We start from the raw sequence: 17,378 nt of genomic DNA, 5'->3' as shown, positions 1-17,378 counted from the left end.
TGGCCACTCGCTTCGACAAACTCGCCGTCCGATACCAGGCCACGATCCATATCGCTGTCATCAACCAGTGGCTGCGACACAGTTGAGGGCGAGCCCATGCCCGCCCTCAAAACTTCGAGACAGAACCTAGCAGTAGGTCGATGCGCTCGCGGGCAGTGAGCTTGCCCTTGCCGTGCTGGCGCTGGGTTGCTGCCGGGTCGGGCCCAAGGTGCGCGGCGCGTTTGATCGCGTCCAGCTCGTTCAGGCGTGCGGTGTATCCGACGGGTTCGTGCACTGTTGTCATCGAGACTCCTGAAGTCGTCGGGCACGCTGGTCAGCCGAGCAGCGTTCCGCCGGTCGCATCGATAAACGCGCCGGTGATCCAACGGGATTCGTCGTCGGCGAGGAAGGCCACGACATCGGCGACGTCCCTCGCCTCGCCGACCCGTTTGAATGCCGACAGCTGTGACATCTGCTCGACCGCTTCAGGGATGTCGAAGACGGCGCTGCCGTTGTTGGTGATACCGGGAGCGACGCTGTTGACGGTGATGCCGCGTGGGGCGAGATACCGGGCGAAGTGCAGCGTAATCTGCTCCAACGCACCTTTGGTCATCGAGTACGCGACCTGGTCCGGGTTGGCGAAACGGGTGAGACCGGAGGAGATATTGATAATGCGTCCGCCTTCGGGCAGCAGACCAAGGGCACGTTGCACGATGAAGAACGGAGCTTTGGCATTGACAGCGAACAGCCGGTCGAAGTCCTCGGGTGTCACATGCTCGGGAGTCACGCCTGCGGGTGTGGTGGCGCCAGCATTGTTGACCAGGACGTCTAGCGTGTTCTGCCCGGTGCGTTCCTTGAGGCCCTGTTCCAGACCGAGGAACAGCTCGTGCACCCCGCCCTGGGCGCCGAGCTCGGCACGCACGGAAAAGGCTCGGCCACCGTCGTTTTCGATGAGATCAACAGTTTCGCGGGCGGCATCGGCATTGTCGGCGTAGTGCACCGCGACGAGCGCACCCTTGGCAGCGATCGCCCGGGCGATCGCACGGCCGATACCGCGGCTGGACCCGGTCACCAATGCGGTCTTGTCGGTCAAGCTCATGAGATTCTCCTTGGTAGTAAGTGGTTGTGCAGCTTGGTCTTCCGCGCTTGGCAGACCGGCGATCATGCGGGCGAGGTGAGCGCGGACGGTACCGAGTCGCAGCAGTTCGGCGAAGAGTTGCCGGGCCGGCTCGACTTCTGGTCCGCCCAGCAGCAGCAGGGTCTGGGCGCGAATGTTGGTCAAGGTGCGGGCGCCCGCGGCATGGCGGATACGGTGATAGCCCTCGAGATCGGCGTTCGCGTCGGCCGCACCCAGGCGGGCGATGAGGCGGTCGGACAGGTCGGCGGCATCCTGTAGGCCGAGGTTGAGTGCTTGCCCCCCGACAGGCATCTGCTGGTGCGCGGCATCTCCGGCCAGCAGCACCCGGCCGCGCCGGTACCGGGTTACCTGTCGGCTGGTGTTGTCGAAGGCATTGCGCCACAGCGGCTTTCCTTCGTCGATCGATTCCCCCGTGACCTGCTTCCAGGCGGAGGCGATCGTGGCGAACTTGGGCTCGGTGCCCACTAGGCCGGGAACGGCACCATATCGGTGCACCATCACCCGGGTACTGCCGTCCGGCCAGCGCGAGGACACTGCCAGCCCGTGCGGAAGTCGCTCGAAACGGCGCGCGCGGATGTCGATTCCGGCCACGTCGGCGCGCAGCATCTCGCGGGTGGCGGCAGCACCCGCAAGCTCGAATCCGGCCAGTTCACGTACCGTGCTGCGTTCGCCGTCGCAGCCAACAAGGTAGGCGCCACGGTGGCGGCACCGCCGACCCTGTGTCGTCACCGTCTCGACGCCCACCTCGCCGTCGTCCGCAGACAGTGCCGCGACGCGATACCCGCGCCGCAGCACCGCGCCCGCCTCGACGGCCCGCTCGCCCAGCACCGCTTCCAGTCGGGTCTGCGGGCATTTCCATTGCCCTGTGAACCGGTGGCTCGGGTCGGCCTCGGTCAGGTCGAGCCGTAGTCCGCCGAAGTGCCCTGGCCCTCCATCGGGCAACGGCCCGAGCCGCTCCAGCACGCCCCGCTCAGCGAGCACCTCCATAGTGCGGGCGTGTAGGGTCGAGGCCCGTGATTCGGTGGTGGGTTCGCTGAGTTGCTCGAACACCGTGACACCGACCCCGGCGCCGGCCAGATCACCTGCCAGTAGCAACCCGACCGGGCCGGCGCCGACGATCAGAACCTCGGTGTCGTCCAATAGCTCGGTGTCGTCCAGCTTTTCGAGGTCGTCGAGCGCATCGGACTCTGGCGGCGCGCCGCGCTCAGCGCCGCGCTTCGGCATAGTTCTTGGCGTGGTCGAGCGTGGCACGGCTATTGGCGCCCAGTGCTTCTCGTACGAATGTGCGCGCTTCGGGCACTCCGGCATCGGGCCCGAGGATCTCGCTGATCCGATCCGCACGCAGGATCACCGTGTGCTGCGAGGAGGCGGTGGTGGTGCCGTCGGGGTTCTGCTGAAATTCCCAGTGCCCGGTGTGCAGATCCATCAGCGCGGGCAATGTGGTCTGCTTGTAGACGATGCGATCGCGCGGGAAGCACACCCGCACCGACTCGGTCGTGTGACGGGACCCGTCCTTGGTGAGCGTGTCCATCCGCAGCACCTGCACTCCCGGTGTGGTTTCGGTCAGTTCGACCGCTGCCACATGCGGCAGCCGCTCGGTCCACCGGTCCGCCTCGTTGACGAAGTCGTAGACGTCGCTCGCCGCACCGGCGATACGGACCGAATCGACGAATGCAAGGGTAAGGTCGCTGGTGCCCACCGCCGATTCGACGGCGGCTTTGAGCCCGGGTAGTTCGGCACGGCTGTTCTCGTCGACGGCCTTCTCGATCCAGTCCAGGCCCGCGGGATCGTCGTCGATCGCCCAGTAGGAGTGCAGCAGTCGCAGGTGGGTGTGCTCACCCTGCGGTTCGATGATCCAGGTGCCGTTCATCTGCGCCACCGGCGGCGCGGATACCTCCTGCCAGAAGGTGATCCGCAGCGCTTCCGGATCCAGGATGCGCCGCGAGATCCAGTTCTTGGCCTCCCCGTTGGCGGTGGCCCAGATCTGAATGCGCTCCTCATTGCCGTCGTGTTCTAGCCGGGTCACGTACACCGACGGTGGGAACAGCCGGGGCCAGTTCTCCACCTCGGCCAGCAGACGATAGACCTCGCTGGGTGGTGCCGCGATGGCGATGTTGTGCTCGACTTCGCGGGTGGTCTGTGCGGTCATATTTTCTCCTGGTGCTCGTCGGCCGCGGATGCGGGACCGGATTCAGAAGTTGCCGAGGCCACCGCAGACATTGAGCGCCTGCGCGGTGATCGAGGCGGCAAGGTCGGAGGCCAGGTAGCCGACCAGGCCCGCCACCTCTTCGGGGGTGGAGTAGCGGCCGAGCGGGATCTTGGTTTGGAACCTGGTGAGGATCTCGTCTTCGGTGGTGTTGTAGGCCGCTGCGTAGCCGGCCCGAACCCGTTGGGCCATCGGGGTTTCCACGTAGCCGGGGCATACCGCGTTGACCGTGATCCCGGTGGGCGCGAGTTCGTTGCCCAGCGCCTTGGTGAACCCCACGACACCGTGCTTGGACGCCGAATACGGTGCGCCCAGCACCACTCCCTGTTTGCCGGCGGTGGAGGCGATATTGATGATGCGGCCACGGCCCTTCTCCCGCAGACCGCCGGTGGTGAGGACCTCCCGGGTCACTAGGAAGACGCTGTGCAGGTTCGTCGCGATGACGTCGAACCAGAGTTCGTCGGGCAGGTCCGCAGTGATGCCCCCGCCCGAGCGGCCCGCGTTGTTGACGAGCACGTCGATCGGGCCGTACCGGTCGAGCGCGGCGCGTACGACGGCTGAAATATCCTCGCTCTCGCGGACATCGGCGGTTGTACCGTCCACGTCGAGGCCCTCCTCACGCAGTTGCGTGACGGTGTCGGCGACGGCCTCCTTGTTGCGGGCGCACAGGAACACCCGGTGACCGTGCCTGGCCAACTGACGTGCCGAGGCAAGGCCGATTCCGCTGGTGGCGCCGGTGACAAGTGCCACCTTGTTCTCAGCCTCCGTGTTGTCGTCTGCAGACATGCTGTTCTCTCCTCGTCGGTGGCGTGTGGTCGTTGGTTCGGCTGTGTCAGCTGACCTGTGGCGCGGTGAGCAGATGTTCGTTGACCAGCGCGACCAGCGCGGCGGGCGTGGTCAGCGCGACAACCTCGTCGTCGTCGAGGGTGACGCCGAACTCGCGGTGTATCCGTCCGGTCGTCTCGAGCAGCGCCAGCGACTCGTAGCCGAGGTCCTCGAAACTGATTTCGGCGAAATTGCCATCGAGGCCCGGGCTGTCTCCGGATCCTTCCCGCAGGATGCGGCGGAGATCATCGAGAGTGAATTGTGTTGCAGTCATGGGGCTTTCCTCTTTTCAACGGATTCGTTCGGGGCCGCGGACCACCATCGCGGAGTTGAACCCACCTGCTCCGCGGGCGAGAACGAGTGCGGTATGCACCAGTGCCTGCTGTGCATCGGTGACCAGATCGAGTTGGTAGTCTGCGGCGGGGCTGGTGCCGATGGTCGGTGGGATCACGTCGTCACGGATCGACAGGAACGCGGCGGCGAGGTCGAGCGGCGCCGCGCCCGAATACAGCCGTCCCGTCATCGTTTTCGGTGCTGTCACCGGCACCCCACGCGGACCGAAGACCGCGACCAGTGCTTCGGCCTCGGCCCGGTCGAGCTCGGTGATCCCGGCCGCATCGGCGAAGACGACGTCGATCTCGGCAGCGGTGACGCCCGCATCGCTCAGCGCCAGTTCGATCGCCCGGCGCAGACCAGGCTCACCGCTGCCGGGACGCGGATCCAAAGTGGATGCGTACCCGGCGATCTCGCCGTAGATGGTGGGCGCGTCACGTTGCACGGCATGGTCGGCGTCCTCGAGTACCAGCAGCGCGCCTCCCTCTCCGGGTACGTAGCCGCTGGCGTCGGCAGCGAAGGGCTGGTATGCCTGCAGCGGGTCCTCGACAGTGCTCAGTGCGCCACTGGCCAATTGTGCTACCCAGCCCCATGGGCAGATCGAGGCGTCGACGGCACCGGTGATCACCAGTGCGGTGCCGCGCCGTATCTGCCTGCGCGCCTGAGCAACCGCGTCCAAGCCGCCGGCCTGGTCGCTGACCACCACGCTGCTGGGTCCACGCAATCCATTGCGGATGGAGATCTGCCCGCTGTTGACCGCGTAGAACCAGGCGAAAGACTGGTAGGCGCTGACGAATTCGCCGCCTTTGCCCCACAGCGCCCGGAGTTCGTTCTGGCCGAATTCGAATCCGCCGGAGCTGCTGGCGGTGATCACCCCTGCCGCGTATTCGGGAAGTTCTGCGGGCGTCACTCCGGCGTCGGCGAAAGCCCAATCGGCGCTGGCCAAGGCCAGCCGGGTCATGCGGTCGGTCTGCGGCAGTAAGCGCGCCGGCAGGTTGTCCTCGGCGACGAATCCGGTGATCTCGCCGGCCAATCGGGACGGATACGACGTGGGATCGAAGCGGGTTATCCGACGAATCCCGTTGCGTCCCTGCAGCGTCGCGTCCCAGTATTCGTCGACGCCCAGCCCCGTCGGAGCGGCCACGCCGAGCCCGGTCACCACCGTCGCTGTCATCGTTGCCTCCGGAAGGGATCGGCCAGCACGACCGCGCTCTGGAACCCGCCGAAGCCGCTTCCGACCGACAGCACCACATCGACGTGGTGATCGCGCGCGGTGAGCGGCACGTAGTCCAGATCGCATTCGGGATCGGGATTGTGCAGGTTCGCTGTCGGCGGCACCACATTGTTGACCAGCGCCAGCACCGAGGCTGCGATCTCGATGGAGCCGATCGCGCCGAGCGAGTGCCCGACCATGGACTTGATCGAGCTCACTGGTGTCCGGTAGGCGTGGTCACCAAGGCTGCGTTTGAACGCGGCGGTCTCGTGTCGGTCGTTCTGTTTGGTGCCCGAGCCGTGGGCGTTGATGTAATCGATCTCGGTGCCAGCGATTCGTGCCTGATCCAGCGCAACCCGAATCGCCTCGGCCATCTCCTTTCCGTCCGGGCGCAGCCCGGTCATGTGGAAGGCGTTGGAACGTGAAGCGTGCCCGGCCAATTCGGCGTAGATCGTCGCACCGCGGCGGCGGGCGCTCTCGAGTTCCTCGAGCACGAACACAGCGGCGCCCTCGCCGAGGACGAACCCGTTGCGGCTGGCGTCGAACGGACGGGAGGCGTGTTCGGGGTCGTCGTTGCGGGAGGTGGTGGCCTTGATGGCGTCGAAGCAGGCCACGGTGATCGGACTGATCGGCGCGTCGGTCGCGCCGGCCACCATCACGTCGGCTCCGCCTTCGCGCAGCACGTCCGCGGCGTAGCCCACCGCATCCAGACCCGAGGTGCAGCCGGTGGAGACCACCGTGGATGGACCCTGCGCCCCGACCGTCCACGCCACCTCCGTCGCGAAGGAACTCGGGACGAAATAGTTGTACAGGTGCGGGACAGCGTAGTTGTGGTCGACCACATCCAGGCGACCGCCATCGCTGACAATGCGGTACTCCCGGTCCAGGCCCATGGTCGCCCCGACCGCGCTGCCGATGGTGACACCGGTGCGGAATGGGTCGATATCGTCGAATTCAAGCCCGCTGTCGGCCACCGCCTCTCTGGCACTGACCACCGCCAGCTGGGCGGCGCGGTCCATCCGCCGGATCTCCTGTGGGGTGAGTCCGTGCAGCTCCGGATCGAAGTCGATTTCGGCCGCCACCTGCGAACGGAACGGCGCCGGATCGAAGAACGAGATACGTCCGGTTGCGGTGCGGCCGTTGGAGATCAGGTCCCAGAAGTTCTTGGTTCCGATGCCGCCTGGGGCGGTGACTCCGACTCCGGTGATGACGACACGTCGTTCCGCGGTACTCATAGTGCGCTCCAGTCGTAGAAGCGCTCGGCCATCGCGTCAGCCGGGGACCGCCAGGTCTTCGGGTCATAGGCGTCGATGAACGGCTTCAGGTCCTGGCTGATCTTGACGAAGCGCCGGTCGGTCTTGGCATCCTCGATGCGATCGCCGCCGTCATCGGTATCGAACTCCTGCAGATGGAAATACAGGCCGCGGTAGTGGAACAGCTGGCGCCGGCGCGTGCCCATCCGATGCGGCATCTCGGTGCTGTCGAATTCCCGGAACAGAGCGGCGACCTGACCCGCGGACGAGGGGTCCATACGGGCCACGATCAATGTACTGAACATTGCCTTCTCCTTCTTTCGAGTGTTCATCGGGCAGGCCCGAACCAGCGCCGCAGCGCGGCAGGCAGATCGTGATGGGTGCCCGGCGCGACCCAGGCGACATGGCCGTCAGGACGCACGAGCAGCGCGCTGGTGCGCGCCGCGGCGTCGATCGGTTCGTTCGGCGCCGCAATCACCACATCGATGCGGTCGGTCCACGGTGCGGCCCGCTTGCGTAGCACCGGATTGTTCGTGAGGTCGAGCAGGACACCGCGACCGTGCCGCAGTAGCTCGGCAGTATCGGTGTGATGGCCCTCGCGCGTGAGGGCGCGGCGTGGCAGCCGCGCGCCGAGCAGCGGATGTGTTCCACTGCCGACGTCGTACCGGATGTCCAGGCCGGTGACCCGGGCTGCGAGATGACGCTCCACCTCCGGGTAGGCGATAAGTTCGCGCAGCACCTCGCGTAGCGGCGCGACCTCCTCGTCACCAAGGATGAACAGGCTTTGCGCCCGCGTGTTGGCCAGCAGTTGCCTCCCGACTTCGTGGCGTTCGTCGTGATAGGTGTCCAGTAGCGTCGGGGCCGCAGAACCCCGCACCACCGCCGCCAATTTCCAGCCGAGGTTCACCGCGTCCTGGATGCCGGTGTTCATGCCCTGGCCGCCGGCAGGCAGATGCACGTGTGCCGCATCGCCGGCGAGCAGCACTCGCCCGCGGCGGTATTCGGTGACCAGCCGCGCCGCGTCGCCGAAGGCGCTGACCCAGATCGGTTCCGCGTGCGAGATGTCCTGGCTGGTCAGCCGCTTCCACGCATCGGCGACTTCCGCAAAAGCCGGTGGGCCGCTGCGGCGTCGGGGCGCTGCGCCGCGGTCGCCGACGATGATCCGGTAGGTGCCGTCGGGCAGGCGGGCGCTCATCACCATGCCGCCGCGCACCTGCTGGCCGATCGCCCGCGGGGCGATCTCGATCCCGCGTAGATCGGCGAGTAGTAGTTCGGTGGTGGCCGGGGTGCCGGGGAAGTCGAATCCGGCCTGGTTGCGCACCACGCTGCGGCCGCCGTCGCAACCGACCGCATACTGTGCTCGCAGCGACTCACGGTCGGCGACGTGTACGGTCACCCCATCATCGTCGCTGTCGAGGCCGGTGACCTCGTGATCTCGGCGTATGTCGGCGCCCAGCGCCCGCACCCAGTCCTCTAGCACAGCTTCGGTCACCGACTGTGGCACGGTGCGCGGCGCCTCCAGCGGCGCGCCGAGCACTGACAGGTCCAGGGGAAGTCCCCCGAAATGACCCGCCGAACCAGTTTCCAACGGACCGAACCGTGCCAATAGTCCACGCTGGTCGAACACCTCGGTTGTGCGCAGTGTCAAGCCGATACCCCGGGACTCCCCGGTCCGGTCCGGCAAACGTTCAACGACGATTACGTCCACACCCGCCAGGCGCAATTCCCCGGCCAGCATGAGACCGGTCGGCCCCGCGCCGGCCACGATGACCGATGTATCCATGTGTGCCTCCTCGATTGCGTTCATGCCGCGTGGTTTTCAGCGTCATCGAGCCGGCACAGAGTGCTGCCGGAGCTCACCGTCGTGCCGACCGCGATGGTCAGGTCGCGGACTACACCTGCCCGGTGTGCCGTGAGGGGCTGCTCCATCTTCATGGCCTCGATGACCACGAGCAGTTCGCCCGGTTCCACTCGCTGCCCTTCTGCCACAGCGATTTTCACGACCGTGCCTTGCATGGGCGCCACCAGCGCGTCGTCGGCGTGGGCGCCGCGGGCACCGCCGGGGCGTGCGGCGCGGCCGATTCGCCGAGGCGCGGTAGGACCGGAGCCCGGCTGAGGCGTCGCAGGCAAGGACACCTCGAGGCGCTTGCCGCCGATTTCGACCACCAGGGTCTCTCGCTCAGGCGCGGGTTCCGTGGTCTCCGCCGCTGTCGGCTGCGCGGCGATATTGTTCTCGAATTCGGTCTCGATCCACCGGGTGTGCACCGTGAACGGTTCCGCGGTGAAGGCGGGGTCGATGACCACTGCCCGATGGAACGGCAATGTGGTGGGCAGACCGTCGATGGACAGCTCCGCCAGCGCTCGCCGTGCCCGCGCTAGCGCCCGGGGGCGGTCGGATCCGGTGACGATCAGCTTGGCGAGCAACGAATCCCACGCCGCACCGACCATCGTGCCCGCTTCGACTCCGGTATCGAGACGGACCCCTGGCCCGGTCGGTATAGCCGAAGCGCTTACCACCCCCGGCGCCGGCAGGAATCCGCGGCCGACGTCTTCAGCGTTGATCCGGAATTCCAGAGCGTGCCCGCGGGCGGGCGGGTCGTCGTAACCGAGCGGTTCGCCGCGCGCGATCGCGAACATTTCCCGGACCAGGTCGATGCCGGTGACCTCCTCGCTCACAGGATGTTCGACCTGCAGCCTGGTGTTCACCTCGAGGAATGACAGCGTGCCGTCTTCTCCGATCAGGAATTCGCAAGTCCCCGCGCCCACGTAGCCGACGTGAGTGAGGATCGCTTTGGACGCCCGGTAGAGCTCCTGACGTTGCGACTCGGTCAGAAACGGCGCCGGCGCCTCCTCGACCAGTTTCTGGTGCCGCCGCTGCAACGAGCAGTCTCTGGTCGACACCACCACTACGTGCCCGAAAACGTCGGCCAGGCACTGAGTTTCGACATGTCGCGGCCGATCCAGATATCGCTCGACGAAGCAATCGCCGCGGCCGAAGGCTGCCACGGCCTCGCGTACGGCAGCCTCGAACATTTCAGGAATCTCCGCGCGGTGGCGGGCAACCCGCATGCCGCGCCCACCACCGCCGTAGGCAGCCTTGATGGCGATCGGCAGACCATGACGATCTGCGAAGGCCACCGCTTCAGCGGCGTCCGCGATCGGATTCGGGGTACCTGCGATCAGCGGGGCGTCGACCTCGTACGCGATCCTACGTGCTGAGACCTTGTCGCCCAGCGCTCGGATCGCCGCGGGCGGCGGTCCGATCCAGATCAAGCCCGCATCGATGACCGCCTGCGCGAAATCGGCGTCCTCGGAAAGGAATCCGTAACCAGGGTGCACGGCGTCGGCCCCGGAATCGGTGGCAGCACGCAGCAATTTGCCGGAGTCCAGATAGCTGGTCGTCGGGGTGTCTCCGCCGATCGTGTACGCCTCGTCGGCCAGCCGGGTGTGCACGGCATCGCGGTCCGGATCGGCGTACACGGCCACGCTGGTCAGGCCCTCGTCGCGGCAGGCTCGCACGATCCTGACCGCGATCTCGCCGCGATTTGCTATGAGTACCTTCTGCATTGCGCCGATATCCCGTCGCCTCGTCCTGTCGTCGGTCCGGGTCACAGATAGACGGTGTTGGGCGGCAGTCCGACCAGCGAGCGACCGTACAGTTCGATGTTCACGCTGGGCGTGATCATGGCGTGCAAAGATGTTGCGTGCACATCACGCAGCAGCCGCACGATGGGCACCTCACGCTGGATCGAGGAACCGCCGCTGGCCTGGGCGAGGATCTCCACGGCCTGTTTGGCCAGCCGGGCGACCCAGCCGATCTGGACCCGCGACCACACTCGCTCCTGTTCGGTCCATGGCTCGCCTGTGACGGCCTTGGCATCGACTACATCGGCGAACCGGCGTGCGCGGGCCTCCAAATCCTCGATGAGCAGCGCAGCCTCGCCGACCTGTAGATGGGTGAGCGGGGCATCCCGCTGACTGGTGTAGTCGGTGTAGGTGAGAGGTCGGCCGGGCAGTCGCTCGAGAAACGCTGCCAGCGCAGCACGGGCCGCGCCGACCAGCTGGCCGGTCTGGATCGCGGTCGTCGCCACCAGCACCGGCACCCCGTAGTGCGGCTTCTGCGCGTTCACCAGGGACTTGGACCGGTTCTGGTAGAAGTCCTCACCGGTGATGACGCGGTGGTCGGGAACGAAGACGTTCTGTGCGACCGTCGAGACACTGCCTGAGCCCTCCAGGCCGGAGGTGTGCCAGTCGTCGATGATCGTGAGATCCGCGATCGGCACCAGCGCGAAGATCGGTACCGGCGGCGTGTCGTCGCCGGTCGGCAGCGCCACGGTGATCTTCCACTGTGCGTGCAGGACACCGCTGTTGAAGCCCCACTTGCCGTTGAGCACCCACCCGCCCTCGACCTTGATCGCGGTGCCAGTGGCCGCAGTGGTGCCGGTGATCCGCACGTTCGGTGTCGCGAAGACCTCGTCGAGCGCGGCGTCGGGCCACAATGCGGCCATCCAGGTCAGCGACGCGTAGATCGACAGGCAGAACGCCACTGAGGTATTGCCTCGGGCGATCTCGGCGAGCACTTCGGTGAAGTCACGAACCGTCGACTCGTATCCGCCGTACTGGGACGGAACCTGCATCTTAAGCAGCTCTGATTCCTCGACGGCGGCGATCACATCATCGGGCAAGCGGCGGTTCTCGTCGATCCACCGTGCTCGTGAGCGCAGCAGTGGCGCCAATTTGGCGGCCCGCTCGACGAGTTCCTCACGGTTCGGGACGCTGACAGGCATGGTCGATTCCTCTCGCCGGATGTGCGAATACCGAGTGCGGTAGAGAAGGTTCGAGAATGATTGGGCGACAACACTGTTCGCCGATCGATTGAAATCTCGCACGAGAATCACATGCTGTTCAACACGTGCGGCGCGACTCTACGGTCGGCCCGTAGGTTTCCCCGCGGCAGCCTCAGGTGGATCCGTGGTATTTCACTCCGTCATCCACAGGGTTGTCCCACAAGCGGGCGAGTGGTATTCCGTTCACCACGAACACCATCGGAACGATCGGATGCGAATACTCTTGGTACACACCGGTATCAGCGATGACATCGCTCGGCGGACCTCTGCATTCGCCACGCTACCGGCGATGCGCCCGTCGGCTCTCAAGATACAGCGTGGCGGCGACGCACACCGCCGCGAGGCCGCTGAACCACAGTACTTCGCGCACAGCCACTCGTTGTGCGAAAAACGCCACCGCGAGCGCAGTCAACGGCGTGATGCCCTGCACGATGGTGGTGTACACGGCGATGACGTGCGTACGGTCGTCGGGTCGGCTGCTCAGTTGTAGGTGATGGTTCGTCGACTGCAGAAACGACGTCGTCCCGGCCCCGCACACGACGAGCACAACGATCGCCATCGCCAGATTCGTGGCGCGACCGAGAACGGCTTCTGCCCCGCCAAGTACGGCAGCGAAGCCGAGCGCTGCATGCAGCGTCGGGGTACCGCGCCCGCCGACGAACAGTGCCGCGCACAGCGAGCCGCAGGCGAGCGCCGCGGTCACCATCCCGAATGACGCTGGCGTGACGCCGAATTCGGTCTTGGCAAGCAGAGGTGCGGTGATCCGAAGATTGAGGGCTAGCAAGCCGACGGCGGCCAGCAACACGACCGCACGGATCAGATTCGGATCGGCAGCGATACGTCGCAGGCCCCGCGACATATCCAGCCGCTGCCCCGCCGCCGAGCGGACGACGATCTCATCTGTTCGCATCATGGTCAACCCCGCGACACTGGCCAGATAACTTGCTGAGTTGATCGCGAGCGCGACGCCCGATCCGGCGAGTGCGATGAGCATCCCTGCGAGCGCGGGGCCGAGCAATTGCGCGACGCTGAAATACATGGCGCTGAGCGCAGAGGCGTCACGAAATACGGTGTCGCCAACCAGATCTCCGACGAATGCCATGCGTATGGGCATCTCCGAAGCGTTGAGTACCCCGAGACCGACTGCGAAGATCCACAGTTGCCACACTGCGGCGCGATCTGTCAGCACTAGCATCGCCTGCGCCGCGGTCAGCACGGCCGCGGCGATGTTGACACAGATGAGAAACGTGCGCTTGGAGAACCGATCGGCGAGCGAACCGACAACAAACGGGACGACCAGAGCCGGCGAGAATTGACAAACCGTGACGATGGCCAGTGCAAACGCAGAATTGTTCGTCCAGTCCAGAATCAGCCAGTCCTGCGCGGCGACCATCATCCAGGTGCCAGAGACGGAGATGATCTGGCCGGTAACGAACAGTCGGAAGTTGCGTATCGAAAGAACAGCGAACCGTGAGCTCGATCGCCGGAAGAACTGACGTACGACGCCCGTCGCGCTATCTGTTTTTTCTGCCACCTATTCACGCGCACTTGGGAAAATTCATCACACCCTCTAGTTGACGTCTCCCAGATATTTCGAGCTTGCGATATACATTTGACAGATGGAATTCGACCGTGCGAATCGTGAGAAACATCGTCGCGGCGATCGTTTTGTTGCTATGCCCCTGCGATGCCAGGCAGGCGATTTTGTGTTCCTGGCGTGTCAGCTTCGCTGTCCGGCGTTGATTGTCCAGCGTGGCCAGGACCGATTTCGCCCGCTGCACGATGTGGCGGTTGCCCGCCTCGACCGCGAGCTGGGTGACCGACTCCACGGCACATTGCGAACGTGCAGCGTCGCCTGCAGCCGCATGCAACTGTCCAAGGTCGCAGAGTGTTTCCATCAGGTCGTGCCGCGCATCGGCCAGGTCTAGCAACTCGACGGCGCGTTCGAGCACCGCGATGGAACGGTTCGTGCGGCGTGCAATACCCACAGCGTGCAAGGCCCTGCCCACCGCACCCGGCGAACCCCATCGCCGGGCCAGAGCCAGTTCATCGTCGGCCAGAGCCGACGCAAGGTCGTCGCGGCCGAGTGCGTGCGCCACCAGTGCAGCGTGTGCACGCCACGGGATGATCGCGGGATTGGCAACATTCAACGAGGTCAGCACCTTGCCGCACTCGATGTAATCGGCGAGACTGCGCTCGAGGTCGCCTTCAGCGCGGTGCAATGCGCCGCGTGCGGCAAGGACATGTGCACGGTCGGGCAACGCATCCTTTATACGCAAATGGCCGTCCGCGAGCCGCCGAGCAGTACGAATATCCCCGAACTGGACAAGCGCCTCGACCATCCAAGCCATTGCGATACCGCGCAGGGACGCTGAGACCCGGCCACTCAGCAGCGGCCCGAGGGCCCGCACCGCCTCCGCCGGCCTGCCGGCTTGGGCATTGATCCTGGCCCGGATCAGGGTCAGCACCTCGAAAGTCGGACGCGGAATCGCGCCTGCCCTGCCCGACAGAAGGTGGTCACAGTACGCGGCGGCTTCCGCGGGACGGTCGGCATAGACCAGCACCAGTAGCGCCAGCCACAGGCAGCCTGCATCGGGTGCACAGTTCCCACCGTCGAGTACCTGCTCGGAACGCCGGACGAGAGTCTCCCGCTCCATCACCCCGCAGTGAACGAACAGCATGCTCTGCACCCCAGCGCAGAGGCTGTCGGCGTCGCCGAACCGTGCACACGCCTCGGCCTTGCTCACGCCGGACAGATAGTCAATCGTGTGAGTGAGACGTGAGTCCCGAGATTCACACCAGGCCCGCGCCGTACCACCGGAGGGATCGACTTCCCCGCAACCACGCTTTTCAACGGATCCGAGCGGCACAATTCGACGATTCGTAGTCGGTTCGTTCACGACGCCCCCCGGCATATGCGGATCGCTACCCCACTAGGGCGCGAATACGTTAGATATTTCTGGCAATAGATAATCACGAGTCTCCCTACCCGCCGAGGCAGTCAGACGCAAGCAACGAATTTCTAAGGACCCTCGGAAGTATGTTCTCTTCAGATCTACCAGAATCGCATCGCGATGCGAAAGTGGTCCTCGGCACATGCATTCCGATTATGCCGAATTTATATCTTGAAAGCCTCTGGGCTCACCATGAAACACGCCAATCGTCGTACTGATCCACGTTCTGCCGTCGAAGCCGCCGTTACCCCCGTCCATTGACGGCATGTCGCAGTCCCCGACATGCACGGCACCACCCTGATCGGGCGGACCGAGTCTCGATGGCATCGCGGAAAGCTCTGCCTCACACAAGCGCTCGAACGAACCAACATGATCGATCCCGTCAGTCCAACCCGCAGTAAGCCTCACAGACTCGAAGCTAACTGATCGGTTCTTGCGTGTCATCTCGAAGTTAAAATTTCTTGGACCAGCGAGTTCAGGTCAGTCTGCGTTCAACTCTAGACAGCCCTGTCATCACATCTTCGCGCAAGATGCCAAGCCCCGCAACGCAATCCGCCCTGACGTCGGAGGCCTACAGCACCACCCCAGTGGGGTTCAGGGCGAAAGCGTATGGCACAAACGGTTTTCCGGCACGGTGTAGGAGCGTATGGAAGTTGCGACTGCCACTACGGCGATATTGAGCATCTCGGCGGTCGAGAGACTACGCGGCCGGACTGCAGCCGGCACTGCACCGGCCCGGTGACCAGCGTGAGGAACTGTTCCGCGAAGACCGTCGGATCGCACGGACACCGCAACCGGAAAGCGTCAGGCGCGCCAGCCGATCGGCCAGCGCCTCGTCCAACTTCCCGGCGTCCGAAACGCGACGATATCGAGAGGGGCCGGAAGCTGGTCGGTCTCGTCGCAAACCGGCCCCCGGCAAATCGCGGTCGTTCGGAGCCCCAGATTCGGATCGGCCGATGCGCCGTCTTCCGGGGGTGAACGAGAGATTCGGACGGGGAGCCCGCAACCAGTCCACGATGAACATGTTCTCCGCCGACAGCATCACTGATGGCCTTCAGTGCGTTCCGGAGCAGAGATTGCCTGTCGTCGAATTCGGCTTGGCAACACCGACCTGCTCGGCGATCTCCGCCACCCCCGGAGGGCTTGTAGCGATGGCGAGCGAACACGGGACTGACTCCGCTTCGCGGTTTGCCTGCCCGCAAAGCAGGCCGCCAAGCCGGACCCGTCCCGCTGCCACCCCAGGAGTCTAGCCCTTCGTCAATCACAATATTTACTCATAAGTACATTCTCATGTACCCGCTTGTAAACCAATGACTGGGACATTAGATTGAACCAGCAAGTACAGTTCGCGCCGTTCCAACTCGGGAGATCCATATGACATCTCTGGAAGACCCCCTCGATCCGCGCCGTCCGCGCAGCGTTCGAAGTACCCGCGAGCGTGCCCACCGCCGGAGACACGCGAGGGAAGAATCCGCAATAACCGCACCCACTGCCACACAAGACGATCCGGCCGAAGCGTTGTATCCGCGGCGCTGGGCGGCGATGGTCGTGCTCGTACTCGGATTCACACTCGACCTACTAAGCGTCACGATCGCCAACGTTGGCCTGCCGACAATCCAGAGCGATCTCGGCGGAACAGCTTCACAGACGGGCTGGATCGCGACCGCGTACCTGCTCGCCTTCGCCGCCACACTGATCACCGCCGCCCGGCTGGGTGATCTGTGGGGGCGCAAGCAGGTCTTCCTCATCGGGCTGGCCGCGTTTGCGCTCACAAGTGCCTGGTCTGCGCTCGCAAACAGCCCCGTCGAACTGATCACCGCTCGTGCCGCTCAAGGTGCCGCCGCCGCGATCTTGGCCCCGCAGGTCCTCAGCAGTCTCTTCGTCCTGTTTCGTGGACCCGAACGTGCCACTGTCCTAGGCCTTTTCGGTGTGATCGCGGGGCTTGCCCAAGCCGGGGGACTGCTGCTCGGCGGCATCCTCGTCACCGCGAATATCGGAGGTCTGAGTTGGCGGGCTATCTTCTGGATCAGTGTCCCGGCCGCGCTGATTCTGCTCATCCTGGGCGCATGGCTGATCCCGGAGAACCGGGCCGAAGACGCACTGCGGCCACGCTGGGTCGCCGCCGTCGGCCTGACAGCGGGATTGGTGGGAATTGTGTTTCCGCTCTTGGAAGGCCGCGCCTACAATTGGGCGCCCTGGACCTGGCTGCTGCTGATCGCGGGTGTTGCCGTCGTGGCTCTGGTGGCCATCGGCGAACACCGTAATCCGGTCCTCCGCGACGGCGCGCTGCTGCCACTGGAGCTGCTTCGCGGACGCACCAGCAGTATCGCGCTCCTCGTTCAGTTGATCGCCTTCGCTGCGTTCAGTGGTTTCTTGCTCGTTTTCGTCGTGTGGCTTCAAGACGGCCAGCACTATTCAGCCTTGCGGGCCGGTGTCGTCACCGTCGCGTTCTCGCTCGGAGGACTGGCTGCTGCCCCGCTGATCGGACGCCTCACCGTGAAATTCGGCCGTTACACGGTCCTGGCCGGCGCACTTCTCGGGGCTGCCGGCATCCTCGCGGTACTCGGTGCTGCCACGACCGCCACCACCGATGTGGACACCTGGCTGCTCGTGCCCGGACTGTTCGTCAT

The 17,378-nt window shown here is 65.2% G+C and carries 14 protein-coding genes; 1 reads left to right on the top strand and 13 read right to left on the bottom strand.

Annotated features, from left to right (window positions below; translation table 11 throughout):
- Positions 1 to 106 precede the first annotated feature (106 nt).
- The 13 genes from ACWEKS_RS46030 to ACWEKS_RS45970 all read right to left on the bottom strand — a co-directional run bounded on the left by ACWEKS_RS46030 (position 107) and on the right by ACWEKS_RS45970 (position 14,541).
- Entirely contained in the window at positions 107 to 283 is a 177-nt protein-coding gene (locus ACWEKS_RS46030; protein WP_452346014.1) for a hypothetical protein, read from the bottom strand.
- A 30-nt stretch (positions 284 to 313) separates the two neighbouring features.
- Entirely contained in the window at positions 314 to 2,341 is a 2,028-nt protein-coding gene (locus ACWEKS_RS46025) for an SDR family oxidoreductase (protein WP_452346013.1), read from the bottom strand.
- The gene (locus tag ACWEKS_RS46020) at positions 2,322 to 3,266 is read right to left on the bottom strand and encodes an aromatase/cyclase (protein ID WP_452346012.1); all 945 of its coding nucleotides are present in this window, start codon (positions 3,264 to 3,266) and stop codon (positions 2,322 to 2,324) included. The genes ACWEKS_RS46025 and ACWEKS_RS46020 overlap by 20 nt, the downstream gene beginning before the upstream one ends.
- Before the next feature lie 42 nt (positions 3,267 to 3,308).
- Complete coding sequence (fabG, locus tag ACWEKS_RS46015) at positions 3,309 to 4,109, bottom strand: 3-oxoacyl-ACP reductase FabG (RefSeq protein WP_452346011.1); 801 nt, start codon at positions 4,107 to 4,109, stop codon at positions 3,309 to 3,311.
- 46 nt (positions 4,110 to 4,155) lie between these two features.
- A complete protein-coding gene (locus tag ACWEKS_RS46010; RefSeq protein ID WP_452346010.1) occupies positions 4,156 to 4,422 on the bottom strand; it encodes an acyl carrier protein in 267 nt (88 codons plus the stop codon).
- Between the two features lie 15 nt (positions 4,423 to 4,437).
- The gene (locus tag ACWEKS_RS46005; RefSeq protein ID WP_452346009.1) at positions 4,438 to 5,655 is read right to left on the bottom strand and encodes a ketosynthase chain-length factor; all 1,218 of its coding nucleotides are present in this window, start codon (positions 5,653 to 5,655) and stop codon (positions 4,438 to 4,440) included.
- Positions 5,652 to 6,929, bottom strand: coding sequence for a beta-ketoacyl-[acyl-carrier-protein] synthase family protein (locus tag ACWEKS_RS46000; RefSeq protein WP_452346008.1), 1,278 nt, complete (start codon positions 6,927 to 6,929; stop codon positions 5,652 to 5,654). Before ACWEKS_RS46000 ends, ACWEKS_RS46005 begins: the two co-directional genes overlap by 4 nt.
- Positions 6,926 to 7,252 carry a TcmI family type II polyketide cyclase gene (locus tag ACWEKS_RS45995; protein ID WP_452346007.1) on the bottom strand — a complete coding sequence of 109 codons (327 nt, stop codon included), beginning with the start codon at positions 7,250 to 7,252 and terminating at the stop codon, positions 6,926 to 6,928. Before ACWEKS_RS45995 ends, ACWEKS_RS46000 begins: the two co-directional genes overlap by 4 nt.
- Positions 7,253 to 7,275: 23 nt before the next feature.
- On the bottom strand, positions 7,276 to 8,730 hold the full coding sequence (locus ACWEKS_RS45990) for an FAD-dependent monooxygenase (protein WP_452346006.1): 1,455 nt from the start codon (positions 8,728 to 8,730) through the stop codon (positions 7,276 to 7,278).
- Positions 8,731 to 8,750: 20 nt separating this feature from the next.
- On the bottom strand, positions 8,751 to 10,514 hold the full coding sequence (locus ACWEKS_RS45985; RefSeq protein WP_452346005.1) for an acetyl/propionyl/methylcrotonyl-CoA carboxylase subunit alpha: 1,764 nt from the start codon (positions 10,512 to 10,514) through the stop codon (positions 8,751 to 8,753).
- 41 nt (positions 10,515 to 10,555) lie between these two features.
- Positions 10,556 to 11,734 carry an acyl-CoA dehydrogenase family protein gene (locus tag ACWEKS_RS45980; RefSeq protein WP_452346004.1) on the bottom strand — a complete coding sequence of 393 codons (1,179 nt, stop codon included), beginning with the start codon at positions 11,732 to 11,734 and terminating at the stop codon, positions 10,556 to 10,558.
- A gap of 340 nt (positions 11,735 to 12,074) precedes the next feature.
- On the bottom strand, positions 12,075 to 13,328 hold the full coding sequence (locus tag ACWEKS_RS45975; RefSeq protein ID WP_452346003.1) for an MFS transporter: 1,254 nt from the start codon (positions 13,326 to 13,328) through the stop codon (positions 12,075 to 12,077).
- Positions 13,329 to 13,332: 4 nt separating this feature from the next.
- Complete coding sequence (locus ACWEKS_RS45970; protein WP_452346002.1) at positions 13,333 to 14,541, bottom strand: helix-turn-helix transcriptional regulator; 1,209 nt, start codon at positions 14,539 to 14,541, stop codon at positions 13,333 to 13,335.
- A gap of 1,581 nt (positions 14,542 to 16,122) precedes the next feature.
- Between ACWEKS_RS45970 and ACWEKS_RS45965 the strand changes: the two genes are divergently transcribed.
- Positions 16,123 to 17,378 (top strand): MFS transporter (locus tag ACWEKS_RS45965; protein WP_452346001.1); only part of this gene is annotated, 1,256 nt, incomplete at its 3' end.

Source organism: Nocardia sp. NPDC004711 (assembly GCF_053601595.1).
The sequence above is the reverse complement of the archived record's forward strand: the minus strand, read 5'-3'. Positions and strand labels throughout refer to the sequence as shown.

Coding starts and splice junctions, on each gene's coding strand:
- ACWEKS_RS46030 (WP_452346014.1), bottom strand. CDS start 283: ATGACAACAGTGCACGAACCCGTCGGATACACCGCACGCCTGAACGAG.
- ACWEKS_RS46025 (WP_452346013.1), bottom strand. CDS start 2,341: ATGCCGAAGCGCGGCGCTGAGCGCGGCGCGCCGCCAGAGTCCGATGCG.
- ACWEKS_RS46020 (WP_452346012.1), bottom strand. CDS start 3,266: ATGACCGCACAGACCACCCGCGAAGTCGAGCACAACATCGCCATCGCG.
- fabG (WP_452346011.1), bottom strand. CDS start 4,109: ATGTCTGCAGACGACAACACGGAGGCTGAGAACAAGGTGGCACTTGTC.
- ACWEKS_RS46010 (WP_452346010.1), bottom strand. CDS start 4,422: ATGACTGCAACACAATTCACTCTCGATGATCTCCGCCGCATCCTGCGG.
- ACWEKS_RS46005 (WP_452346009.1), bottom strand. CDS start 5,655: ATGACAGCGACGGTGGTGACCGGGCTCGGCGTGGCCGCTCCGACGGGG.
- ACWEKS_RS46000 (WP_452346008.1), bottom strand. CDS start 6,929: ATGAGTACCGCGGAACGACGTGTCGTCATCACCGGAGTCGGAGTCACC.
- ACWEKS_RS45995 (WP_452346007.1), bottom strand. CDS start 7,252: ATGTTCAGTACATTGATCGTGGCCCGTATGGACCCCTCGTCCGCGGGT.
- ACWEKS_RS45990 (WP_452346006.1), bottom strand. CDS start 8,730: ATGGATACATCGGTCATCGTGGCCGGCGCGGGGCCGACCGGTCTCATG.
- ACWEKS_RS45985 (WP_452346005.1), bottom strand. CDS start 10,514: ATGCAGAAGGTACTCATAGCAAATCGCGGCGAGATCGCGGTCAGGATC.
- ACWEKS_RS45980 (WP_452346004.1), bottom strand. CDS start 11,734: ATGCCTGTCAGCGTCCCGAACCGTGAGGAACTCGTCGAGCGGGCCGCC.